We start from the raw sequence: 11,365 nt of genomic DNA, 5'->3' as shown, positions 1-11,365 counted from the left end.
GATCGAGGCGCTGGCCTCGGCGATCAAGCTGGCCCGTGCGGGCTTGCGCGAGCCCGAGAAGCCCATCGGCAACTACCTGTTCGCCGGGCCCACGGGCGTCGGCAAGACCGAGGTGGCCAAGCAGCTGGCCTCGACGCTGGGTGTGGAACTGCTGCGCTTCGACATGTCGGAATACATGGAGAAGCATGCGGTCAGCCGCCTTATCGGCGCACCGCCCGGCTATGTCGGTTTCGACCAGGGCGGGCTGCTGACCGACGGGGTCGACCAGAACCCGCATTGCGTGCTGCTGCTGGACGAGATCGAGAAGGCACATCCGGATGTGTTCAACATCCTGCTGCAGGTGATGGACCACGGCAAGCTGACCGACCACAATGGCCGTCAGGTGGATTTCCGCAACGTGGTCCTCATCATGACCTCGAATGCGGGTGCGGCGGAACAGGCCAGGGCCGCCATAGGCTTCGGCCGCGAGCGGCGCGAGGGCGAGGATACGGCCGCGATCGAGCGGACCTTCACGCCGGAGTTCCGCAACCGTCTGGATGCCGTCATCAGCTTCCAGCCGCTGCCGCGGGAAACCATCATCCAGGTGGTCGAGAAGTTCGTCCTGCAGCTTGAGGCGCAGCTTCTGGATCGCAACGTCAGCATCGAACTGACCCAGCCCGCGGCCGAATGGCTGGCCGAAAAGGGCTATGACGACAAGATGGGCGCGCGGCCGCTGGCGCGGGTGATCCAGGAGACGATCAAGAAACCGCTGGCCGAGGAACTGCTGTTCGGCAAGCTGGCCAAGGGCGGCGTCGTCAAGGTCGGCGTCAAGGATGGCGAGATCGACTTGCAGATCGAGGAGCCCGAGAAACGCCGGATCGACTCGAAGAAGCCGCCTTTGCTGACGGCGGAGTGATCCCGCGCCCTTGTGGCGATGAAAGACATGCCCGCGGCCTGACCGGCCGCGGGTTCTTCTTTGGCCGCCCATATGCGGCCCTTTCCTAACGCTCGGTCAGTTTCAGTTCGATCCGCCGGTTCTGGGCGCGCGCCTCGTCGGAGGCGCCTTGGGCCACGGGATGAAACTCACCGAAGCCGGTCGCGGCCAGACGGTCGGGGGCAAAGTCCAACTCGTCGATCATGTAGCGCACGACTGAGAGCGCGCGCGCCTGGCTGAGCGCCCAGTTGTCGGCGAACTCCGCCCCCGGGGCCAGCGGCACGTCGTCGGTATGCCCGTCGACGCGAAGGATCCAGTCGATCTCGGCGGGGATGTCATCGGCCACGTCGCGCAGAATCGTCACGACATTGGCGATCTGCGCCGCCCCATCAGGCGAGAGCTGCGCGCGGGCGGTCTGGAACAGCACCTCCGACGAGAAGACGAAGCGGTCGCCGACGATGCGCACGCCTTCGCGCCCGGCCAGAAGACGGCGCAACTCTCCGAAGAATTCCGAACGGTAACTCTCCAAATCCCGCTTTTCCTCGGCCAGTCGTCGGGCTTCCTCTTGCAGCCGGATGCGCTCGGCCTCTTCGAGTTCGGCCCGCGCGCGCTGTTCGGCGGCGGCGCGGGCAAGGGCGGCGTTCAGCCGATTGCCCAGCGTTTCGATCTGTACCTGTGCGGCGGCGTCGCGCTCGTCGGACGCTTCGAGCAGCGCCTGCAAATCCCCCAGTTCGGCCCGGAGCGCGGCCAGTTGCCGGTTCAGGAGGATCACGCGGCGCTGGCTTTCGGCCGAGGCGGCCTCCTGCTCGGCCAGCGTGCGGTCGGCCTGCGCCAGAAGGGCGGCGCGCCGTTCGGCTTCGGCCTGCGTCTCGGCGGCCTGCGCCTCGGCCGCGGCGCGGGCGGCATCGGCGGCGGCCAGCAGGGTCAGGGTGTCTTCGGCCCGCGCGCGTTCGGCCTCGAGCGCGAGGCGCATCGCGGTCAACTCATCCTCGGCGCCCGCAAGCCGGTCGCGCAGCGCCTGTGCGGCGGCGGCCTCGGCCAGACGGGCGGCCTCTTCTTCTGACAGTTCGGCCTGCAAGGCGGCGACCTCGCCCGCCAGGGCGGCTCGCGCGGCCTCGGTTCCAGCCTGTTCGGCGCGCAGATCGGCGATCAGGGCTTCGAGCGCCTCGCGTCGGGCGGCGGCCAACCGGGCAGCCTCGGCCTGGGCATCGACCTCGGCGCGGGTCGCGGCGAGGGTCCGGGCGAGCCGTTCCTGCTCGGACAGAAATTCCATGCGTTCCCTTTCGAGCGCCGCCACCCGGGCGGCACGGGCCTCGGCCTCGGCCCGCGCCGTGCCCAATGCGCCGGTCAGGGCGCCGACCTCCTGTTCGAGGTCGGCGGCGCGGCTGCGTTCCATCCCGAGCGCATCGGACAGGGCGGCGATCTCGGCCCCGAGGCGGGACAGTTCGCTGCGCTGACCGGTGATCGTCTCGCGCAACATCTCCTGCACGATCATGAAGATCGAGAGCACGAACATCAGCACCAGCAGAAGCGCGGTCATCGCATCGACGAAGCCCGGCCAGATCGAGGCCTGGAACCGGTTGCCGCGCCGGGTCAGGGCCATGCGATCAGCTCCATTTCCGGTCTTCCGGCGCCAGACGCGCAAGCGCCCGGCCAAGCGCCGCGAGATCGCCACGCAGGTCGGTCACGGCTTCCTGCCGGCCCGAGGACAGCTCTTCGAGAATGCGCAGAAGCTGCATGTCGATCGAGCGCAGGCGCATCCGCGCCTCGGCATCGGCCATCGCGCCCTCCTCGCCCATCCGCGCCTCGATCGCCGCGGCGGCGCGTTCCTGGCCCTGGGCCACGCGGGACAGCGCGGCGGTCACGTCCTGGCTGTAGCCAAGCTGGGCCTCGATCGCGACGCCCAGGGTTTCAACGGCATCGGCCAGCGCCGCGACACGGTTTTCCAGTGACTGGCGGGCCTCGTCGGCGCGGGAGAAGAGCGCGTGCATGCCCTCCATCTGCTCGGCCAACTGGTCGAGCGTGGCGGCGAGGATCCCGGTCTCGGTGCCGGTTTCGCCCTCGCCCTCGCCCGCCGACAGGCCAAGCCGCGTGATGGTCGACAGCCATTCCTCGAGCTCGCGATAGAAGCGGTTCTGGCCATGGCCCGCAAACAGTTCCAGCAGCCCCACGACAAGCGAGCCCGCGAGCCCCAGCAGCGACGAGGAGAACGCCACGCCCATGCCGCCCAGTTGCGCCTCGAGCCCGGTCATCAGCCGGCCGAACACCTCGACACCGCTTTCGTCGGCCTGGGGCGCAAGCGAGCGGATCGTCTCGACCACCGCGGGCACGACCGTTGCAAGCCCGTAGAAGGTGCCGAGAAGACCGAGGAAGATCAGAAGGTTGACGATATAGCGCGTGATGTCGCGGGCTTCCTCGATCCGGGTGGCGAGCGAGTCGAGGATGGAGCGTGCCGAGGCCGCGCCGATCTGCATGCGCCGCCCCCGGCGCTTGCGCAACAAGGCCGCCAGCGGGGCCAGAAGGCGCGGCGCGCGGGTCAGTTCGTGACCGGGGCGGCCTGCGGCGAAATCCTCGATCCAGCGCACCGAGGCGATCAGTTGCACCACCTGGAGGAAACAGGCCACGACGCCCACGACGAACACCAGAAAGATCGCGCCGTTCAGATAGGGATTGGCCAGAAAGACCGGCGCGACCTGCGGATAGGCCAGGTAGGCGCCGGCCGAGAACAGCGTGATCGACAGCAGCATCAGGAAGATCTGGCGCCGCGGCCGGGAGAATTGCGGATCGGCCTCGCGCTCGGTCATGGCCATGGGGGCGCCCCGTCCCGATTGATGACGCCCCTAATTCTAGTGTATCGGACCCGGCCGAACAACAATCATTAGGCCTTGAGTGACCGAACCCGTTGCGCCAGCCAAGTCAGGTCGGCATCCTCGATGCCCAGTTCGGTCAGGTGATCGACGGTGTTGAACAGGTATTCGTCATTCGGCCCCATCCCGCCGCGAGCGCGCGCGATGATCTGCGCCTGCTCTTCCAGCGGCAGGCCGCCGCAATATTGCACATGGTCGGGGTCGATCACATAGGCGGTGCTGGTCAGCCCGTCGGAGCCGTCCTGGAACACCACGTCAAGCTCGGTCTCGAAATAGGCCGAGGAGATCAGCTCGCGCTCGCGCAGATAGGCCAGCGTCGCGGTCTCGGTGCCGGGTTCGGCGCGCAGCACGACGCCGTGGCAGCTGGCGCCGGGGGCGGCGTCCAGCGCCAGCACCAGCCCCGGATCGATCTCGGTCCCGCGATGGTGGATCGAGCGCATGCAGAAGCTGCGATGCCATCCATCCAGCCGCGCCAGACGGCGTTCGGCCACCGGAAAGCCCGGCTTCCACAGGAGCGAGCCGTAGCCGAACACCCATAGCCCACCGCGCATCGTTCTGGTCCTTGTTGCCCGGCCCCTGTAAACCGCAAAGCGGGGACGGGCGAAAGGGGGCTGCGGATGCGTCTGATCCTGACAGTGGCGATTCTGGCCGCGGCGCTCTGGTCGGGCTACTGGGCGCTTGCAGCGCGCGGGCTGGAAACCGGCATCGCGGCCTGGGTCGAGACGCGCCGGGCCGAAGGTTGGGCGGCGGATTACGCGGACGTGCAGGTGGCGGGGTTTCCGCTGCGCTTCGAGACCACGCTGAGCGATCTGGCGCTGGCCGATCCCGGGACAGGTCTGGCCTGGACCGCGCCCGCCTTCCGGATCGAGGCCGAGGCGCACCGGCCGAACCGGGTCCTGGCGATCTGGCCCGAGGTGCAGCAGATCGCGACGCCGGTCGAAACCATTGCCATCGGCGCGCAGCGGATGGAGGGGCGGCTGGGTTTCCGGCCCGGCCCGGCGCTGGAGGTGATGCAGGCAGCCTATGCGCTGGAGGAAGTCTCGCTCGCCTCGTCCCTGGGCTGGGAGGCTTCGCTGGCGCGGGGCGAGTTGAGCGCCGCGCTGGTCGAGGGGCGCGAGGACACGCACCGGATCGGATTTGCGGCCGAACAGGTGCGGCTGCCCGCGCGGCTGGTGGCGCTGGTCGACCGGGCGGGCATCCTGCCGGGGCTGTTCGAGCATCTGCGCATCGACGCGGTTCTGGCCTTCGATGCGCCTTGGGACCGCCGCGCGATAGAGGAACGGCGGCCGCAGATCACCCGGATCGAACTGACGCGGCTGGACGCGAAATGGGGCGATCTGGAGCTGAGCGCGGCGGGGGTGCTGGATGTCGATGCGGCGGGCCTGCCCACGGGCACGCTGACGGTGCGGGCGACGAACTGGCACGACATGGTGGCGATTGCGCACGCCTCGGGCCGGTTGCCGGGCGGGCTTGCCGACCGGCTGGAAGAGGCGCTGGGGCTGATCGCCGGGCTGTCAGGGCGACCCGATACGCTGGACGTGCCGCTGCGCCTTGCCGCCGGTCAGACCTGGCTGGGTCCGGTGCCGCTGGGGCCGGTGCCGGACTTCACGATCCGCTAGCGGCAATAGGCGCCGTTGCGGTGACGCGCGGTATCGAAGTGGAAATGATCCTGGTGGAACCGGTCGGATTCGGGGCCGAGGACGGTGCCGAAGGGGCCGCAGGCGGCCTTGTGAACCTGACGCAGGATCTTGCCCTGGGCGGGATCGCGCCAGCCGCCCAGAACGGTGATCCGGCTGCCATTGGCCAGCGTCAGCGCCGAGATGTCCACCGCGCGCCCGCGGCCATGTTCCGAGATCCTGGCCCCGGCCTGATGGTTGCGCGTCCGGCAGACGTAATGCGCGGCCACCTCGAGCTGGGCCAGGCCGCCGCCCTTCCTGCCGATTGCGGGCTTCGCGCCTTCGGTGACCCAGCGGCGCAAGGCGCGCGCGGTGTCGCAATCCATCGTCGCGGTCTGGCTGAGCCGCACGCCATCGACCGAGGTCACGCGCACCGGGCGATCGACGCCGCAGCCCTGCACCTGGCTGAGGATCGGCGCGATTTCCTCGCCCCTTATCCGGTCATCGCCGCAGATCGCCCCGCGTTTGGCTGTCAGCACGTTCGCAGGCTGGGTGGGGATGGCGGCGGCCGACAGGGCCGCCGTCTGGAAGCTGCGTTCGGGCCGCGGCTGCGGTCGCAGCGAGCGGGCCAGCGCGGCGGCGGACAGGCGGTCCGCTTCAGCCGCACGCGGCGGCACGAGGCGCAGGGCGGCGGGAAGCTCTGCCGGTCGGCTGGCGGGCTCGGCGCGAGCGACCTGGAATTGATCGGGCGCCGGGCGCGGTTCGGGACGCGGCGAGGTTTCGAGCCCGGCCAGCGCGGGTGTCGCGGCCAGAACCAGAACCAGCGCGCCGCCCCACAGCCGCCTCATTGCGGCTTCCTCGCGCGGCCGAAATCGGGTGCATCGGTGTCCTGCCCGGCCTCGATGATGCCGCGGCGGATGGCGCGGGTATGGGTGAAATAGTCGAACAGCATGTCGCCCTGCCCTGTCCGGATCGCCCGTTGCAGGGCGAACAGCTCCTCGGTGAAGCGGCCGAGGATGTCCAGCGTCGCGTCCTTGTTGGCCAGGAACACGTCGCGCCACATGGTCGGGTCCGAGGCCGCAATCCGGGTGAAATCGCGAAAGCCCGCGGCCGAATACTTGATCACCTCGCTGTCGGTGACGCGTCGCAGGTCGTCGGCCACACCGACCATCGTATAGGCGATCAGATGCGGGACGTGGCTTGTCACCGCCAGCACCAAGTCGTGGTGATCGGCATCCATCTGCTCCACATTGGCGCCCATCTTTTGCCACAATTCGCGCAGCCGGTCTACCGCCACGCGATCTGTTGCGTCCACGGGCACCAGAAGACACCAGCGGTTGTCGAACAATTCGGCAAATCCGGACCGGGGGCCGGAATGCTCGGTGCCCGCCAGCGGGTGGGCAGGGATGAAATGGACGCCCTCGGGGATATGGGGGCCGACCGCGTCGATCACGGCGCGTTTCACCGATCCCACATCGGTCACGGTGGCGCCGGGCGCGAGATACGGCGCGATTTCCGCGGCCAGCGCGCCCATCGCCCCCACCGGCACGGCCAGCACCACCAGATCGGCCCCCGCGACCGCCTGCGCTGCGGTTTCGGTCACCCGGTCGACCAGCCCGATCTCGGCCGCGACGGCGCGGGTTTCGGCCGAGCGCGCGGTTCCCACGATCTCTCCGGCAAGACCCGCGCGGCGCATCGCCAGCGCCATCGAGCCCGCGATCAGCCCCAGCCCGATCAGCGCCACGCGGTCGTAGATCACGCTCATCGCGCGCCCTCGCGGAAGCGGGCGATGGCGTGGGCGACGCGGCGGCAGGCCGGTTCGTCGCCCACGGTGATGCGCAGCGCCTCGGGCAGCTTGTAGCCAGCGACCTGGCGCACGATCAGGCCCTGGGTTTTCAGGAAGGCATCGCATTCCTGCGCCTCGGCCGGATCGGCGAACCGCGCGAGGACGAAATTGGCAAAGCTCCGGTCGGTCGGCACGCCGATGCCGTTCAGCGCCTCGGTCAGCCAGGCGCGCATGCGGGCGTTCTCGGCCTGGCAATGGCGCGTGTAGTCGATGTCGCGCAGCGCGGCCTCGGCGGTGTCAAGCTGGGTCGTGGACAGGTTGAACGGCCCGCGGATGCGGTCGAGCACGCCGATCAGGTCGGCCGGGCCATAGCCCCAGCCGATGCGCAAGCCCCCCAGCCCGTAGATCTTTGAAAACGTGCGCGTCATCACCACGTTCTGCCGCGCCTCGACCAGCGCCGCGCCGCCGTCGAACCCCTCGACGAACTCGGCATAGGCGCCATCGAGCACGAGGATCGCCTGCGGCGGCAGCCCATCGGCCAGCCGCGCGGCGTCTTCGGCGGGGATCATCGTGCCAGTGGGGTTCGCGGGGTTGGCGATGAAGACCAGCCGCGTGCGGTCGTTGCAGGCGGCAAGGATCGCATCGACATCGACCACGCGCGCACGCTCGGGCACCTCGACCGGCGTGGCCCCGGCGGCGAGCGCGGAAATGCGATACATGGCAAAGCCGTGTTCGGTATGGATCACCTCATCCCCCGTCCCGGCATAGGCCTGGCACAGAAAGGTGATGATCTCGTCCGAGCCGGCGCCGCAGATCACGCGGGCGGGATCGACCCCGTGGATCTCGCCGATGGCGGCGCGCAGCTCGGCATGGTCGGTCGAGGGGTAGCGATGCAGGCTGTGGACGGTCCGCAAGAACGCTGCACGCGCCTTTTCCGAGGGGCCAAGGGGGTTCTCGTTCGACGAAAGCTTGATCACGTCGGACAGCCCCGCGATCGTCGACTGCCCGCCCACATAGGGGGCAATATCGAGGATCCCGGGCTGGGGCATGATGAGGGTCATCGGCATCTCTCCTTGCCCGGCATCCCTAGCCGAGCGGCCGGGACGAGGCCAGCGGGAAAACGGGTGGCGCGGCTAGCCTTTTCTGGCCCGCGCCGAGAGCCAGTCCATCGCCGCCATCAGCACGCCCGACAGCACGAAGACCATGTGGATCACCACCAGCCGGAACAGTTCCTCCTGTCCGAAGACCGCATCGGCGGCCTGCTGGCCGATCTCCATGAAGCGTTTCAGCAGGTGGATCGCCGAGATCGCCACGATCGAGGCGATGAGCTTCATCTTGAGGCCCGAGAAATCCACCGCACCCATCCAGTCGGGGCGGTCGACATGCTCGCCGATATCGAGTTTCGAGACGAAATTCTCGTAGCCCGAGAACAGCACGATCAGCAGAAGGTTCGCCGCCAGCGTCAGGTCGATCAGCGTCAGGATCGCAAGGATCGCCTTGTCGCTGGACATGGCCAGCACCTGCGGCGCGTAATAGGCCAGTTCGCGCAGGAACACGATTGCCAGCAGGCCCAGCGAGACGACCAGCCCCAGATACATCGGCGCCATCAGCCAGCGCGAGGCGAACAGGCTGCGTTCGAAATTGCGTTCGAGCGCCGGTTTTTCGGCTATTGCCCGGGTCCCTTCTGTCGGCGCGCCCGGCCCGGGCGATACTGCCGGCAAGGCAGGCTGGCAAGCGGCAGGCAACGCAGACGGCCCGCCCCTGTCCGGGGCGGGCCGTTCGGGCCGTTTCGCTGCGCGGAAGGATCAGTTCTGCGCGTAGAATTCGATGACGAGGTTCGGTTCCATCATGACCGGATAGGGCACATCCGACAGGCCGGGCGTGCGCAGGAATTTCGCGGTCATCCTGGAATGATCCACCTCGATGTAATCGGGCACGTCGCGCTCGGCCAGTTGCACGGCTTCGAGCAGGGCGGCCATCTGCTTGGAGCGGTCACGCACCTCGATCACGTCGCCTTCCTTGACGCGGTAGGAGGGGATGTTGACCCGCTTGCCGTTCACCATCACGTGGCCGTGGTTCACGAATTGCCGGGCAGCAAAGATCGTGGGCACGAACTTGGCGCGGTAGACGACCGCATCAAGACGGCGCTCCAGCAGGCCGATCAGCAGCTCGCCGGTATCGCCGCGCTGACGCTCGGCCTCGGCATAGATGCGGCGGAACTGTTTCTCGGTCAGGTCGCCGTAATAGCCCTTGAGCTTCTGCTTGGCGCGCAGCTGCGTGCCGAAATCGGACAGCTTGCCCTTGCGGCGCTGGCCGTGCTGGCCGGGGCCGTATTCGCGGCGGTTGACGGGCGATTTCGGGCGGCCCCAGATGTTTTCGCCCATCCGGCGGTCGATCTTGTACTTGGCAGACGTGCGTTTGGTCACGGCTGATCTCCTTCAATCGGGCGCCGCCCGCGGGCGGCAATGAAGGGCGTTGTCCTTTGCCCGGGTCTGATCCGGGGCCGACAGGCATCCCCTTGCGGGGGCCACCAACACCAATGAAAGACCCGGCCACGGGGGCCGGGATGGCGCGCTTATACAGATGCAGCCCGTGCTGTCAATGGCCGGGCGCGGCTTCGGTCAGCCGAGAAAGGCCAGCGCCACGCCGCCTGCGGCCGCCAGGATCACCACCGCCCAGGGCGGGGCCTTCCAGCTGACCAGCAGCACGAAACAGGCCAGCGCAAGGGCGAAATCGCGACCATCGCCGATGGCGCCGGTGAAGACCGGGGAATGGAGCGCCGCCGCGAGGATGCCGACCACCGCCGCATTGGCCCCCTGCATCGCCGATTGCGCCTGGGCCAGGGCGCGGAACCGGTCCCAGAACGGAAGCCCCCCCACCAGCAGCAGGAAGCCCGGCAGGAAGATCGTCGCCAGCGCCAGCGCAGCCCCCGCGATGCCGTTCGGCGCCGGGTCCAGCACCGCGCCCAGATAGGCCGCAAAGGTGAACAGCGGCCCCGGAACCGCCTGCGCCGCGCCATAGCCCGCCAGGAAGGCATCGGACGACACCCAGCCGGGCGCGACCACTTCCGCCTCGAGCAGCGGCAGGACCACATGGCCGCCGCCGAAGACCAGCGCGCCCGCGCGGTAGAAGGCGTCGATCACCGCCAATGCCTGGTGATGGCCCGCGACCAGCGGCAGCAGGATCAGCGCCGCACCGAAGACCGCCAGCGCGCCAAGCGCCACCCCGCGCGACACCGGCATCGCCAGATGCCCGCCGCCCGTTGTCCCCGCGCCACGTCCCAGCCCAAGCCCGGCAAGCCCGCCCAGGCCGATCGCGGCGACCATTCCGACAGTGCCCGGCATGAAGGCCAGCACCGCCACCGCCCCGACCGCGATGGCCGCGCGGGCGCGATCCGGGCAGAGGTTGCGCGCCATTCCCCAGACCGCCTGCGCGACGATGGCCACGGCCACGATCTCGAGCCCGGCCAGCGCGCCGCCGCCCACCGGCCCCGCGATGGCCGCAGCCGTCAGCGCGAAGACCAGCAGGATCACCGCCGAGGGCATGGTGAAGGCCAGGAACGCTGCCAGCGCCCCCGCCCATCCTGCGCGCATCATTCCAAGCGCAAAGCCCACCTGGCTGGAGGCCGGGCCGGGCAGGAACTGGCAGAGCGCGACCAGATCGGCATAGGCGGCCTCGGACAACCAGCGCCGCCGGATCACGATCTCTTCGCGGAAATAGCCCAGATGCGCGATCGGCCCGCCGAAGGAGGTCAGTCCCAGCTTCAGGAATGCCAGAAACACCTCGGAGGCCTTGCCCCGCTGCCCCGTCACCGCCGAGTCGCCCTGCCCTGCCATGCCCGCCCCGTTTCACCGCCCGGCCCGGCCGGGACCGACCCGAACCGCGAATCCATCTTGCCCATGACGGACGCTCTCGTGCTAGCGTTCCTTGCAGCGAACAGGCAGGATGCGATGTCCAGCACGAAAACCGAGGTCGAACAGGCCAACGCGGCCTATGCCGCCGGCTTTGACAAGGGCGATCTGGCACTGCCGCCAGCGCGCGGCTTTCTCATACTGACCTACATGGATGCGCGGCTTGATCCGGCGCGATATGCCGGTCTGTCCGAGGGCGACGCCCATGTCGTGCGCAATGCGGGCGGGCCACCGACGACGCGATCCGGTCGCTGGTGATCAGTCACAAGCTT

12 protein-coding genes are annotated in these 11,365 nt (G+C 69.0%); 3 read left to right on the top strand and 9 right to left on the bottom strand.

What is annotated here, in order from left to right; translation table 11 throughout:
- The coding region (locus ENN83_RS05730; RefSeq protein ID WP_287185085.1) for an AAA family ATPase at window positions 1–895 on the top strand (895 nt) is incomplete at its 5' end.
- Window positions 896–980: 85 nt separating this feature from the next.
- On the opposite strand, the gene ENN83_RS05725 is transcribed toward ENN83_RS05730, so the two are convergent.
- From ENN83_RS05725 to ENN83_RS05715, 3 genes are all read right to left on the bottom strand, one after another.
- Window positions 981–2,516, bottom strand: a complete 1,536-nt coding sequence (locus ENN83_RS05725; RefSeq protein ID WP_287185083.1) for a peptidoglycan -binding protein — start codon at window positions 2,514–2,516, stop codon at window positions 981–983.
- Window positions 2,517–2,520: 4 nt separating this feature from the next.
- The gene (locus ENN83_RS05720) at window positions 2,521–3,723 is read right to left on the bottom strand and encodes a biopolymer transporter ExbB (protein ID WP_287185081.1); all 1,203 of its coding nucleotides are present in this window, start codon (window positions 3,721–3,723) and stop codon (window positions 2,521–2,523) included.
- A 68-nt stretch (window positions 3,724–3,791) separates the two neighbouring features.
- Complete coding sequence (locus ENN83_RS05715) at window positions 3,792–4,331, bottom strand: gamma-glutamylcyclotransferase (RefSeq protein WP_287185079.1); 540 nt, start codon at window positions 4,329–4,331, stop codon at window positions 3,792–3,794.
- A gap of 66 nt (window positions 4,332–4,397) precedes the next feature.
- Here ENN83_RS05715 and ENN83_RS05710 point away from each other — a divergent pair, with 66 nt between their 5' ends.
- Window positions 4,398–5,399 (top strand): DUF2125 domain-containing protein, encoded by a 1,002-nt coding sequence (locus tag ENN83_RS05710; RefSeq protein WP_287185077.1) that lies wholly within the window; start codon window positions 4,398–4,400, stop codon window positions 5,397–5,399.
- Here the strand turns inward: ENN83_RS05710 and ENN83_RS05705 are convergent.
- The 6 genes from ENN83_RS05705 to chrA all read right to left on the bottom strand — a co-directional run bounded on the left by ENN83_RS05705 (window position 5,396) and on the right by chrA (window position 11,018).
- A complete protein-coding gene (locus ENN83_RS05705; protein WP_287185074.1) occupies window positions 5,396–6,244 on the bottom strand; it encodes an extensin family protein in 849 nt (282 codons plus the stop codon). The two genes, ENN83_RS05710 and ENN83_RS05705, sit on opposite strands and share 4 nt — an antisense overlap.
- Window positions 6,241–7,161 (bottom strand): prephenate/arogenate dehydrogenase family protein, encoded by a 921-nt coding sequence (locus tag ENN83_RS05700; RefSeq protein WP_287185072.1) that lies wholly within the window; start codon window positions 7,159–7,161, stop codon window positions 6,241–6,243. Before ENN83_RS05700 ends, ENN83_RS05705 begins: the two co-directional genes overlap by 4 nt.
- Entirely contained in the window at window positions 7,158–8,243 is a 1,086-nt protein-coding gene (hisC, locus tag ENN83_RS05695; protein ID WP_287185070.1) for a histidinol-phosphate transaminase, read from the bottom strand. The genes ENN83_RS05700 and hisC overlap by 4 nt, the downstream gene beginning before the upstream one ends.
- Before the next feature lie 72 nt (window positions 8,244–8,315).
- Window positions 8,316–8,903, bottom strand: a complete 588-nt coding sequence (locus tag ENN83_RS05690) for a TIGR00645 family protein (protein ID WP_349760100.1) — start codon at window positions 8,901–8,903, stop codon at window positions 8,316–8,318.
- A gap of 84 nt (window positions 8,904–8,987) precedes the next feature.
- On the bottom strand, window positions 8,988–9,608 hold the full coding sequence (rpsD, locus tag ENN83_RS05685) for a 30S ribosomal protein S4 (protein ID WP_287185067.1): 621 nt from the start codon (window positions 9,606–9,608) through the stop codon (window positions 8,988–8,990).
- A gap of 195 nt (window positions 9,609–9,803) precedes the next feature.
- Entirely contained in the window at window positions 9,804–11,018 is a 1,215-nt protein-coding gene (gene chrA / locus ENN83_RS05680) for a chromate efflux transporter (RefSeq protein ID WP_287185065.1), read from the bottom strand.
- 114 nt (window positions 11,019–11,132) lie between these two features.
- Here chrA and ENN83_RS05675 point away from each other — a divergent pair, with 114 nt between their 5' ends.
- Entirely contained in the window at window positions 11,133–11,351 is a 219-nt protein-coding gene (locus ENN83_RS05675; protein ID WP_287185062.1) for a hypothetical protein, read from the top strand.
- Window positions 11,352–11,365: the final 14 nt, after the last annotated feature.

Origin of the sequence: Rhodovulum sp., from assembly GCF_011048875.1 — a bacterium.
Taxonomy (GTDB): Bacteria; Pseudomonadota; Alphaproteobacteria; order Rhodobacterales; family Rhodobacteraceae; genus Rhodovulum; species Rhodovulum tesquicola.
This window is presented reverse-complemented; position numbering and strand designations above follow the sequence as displayed.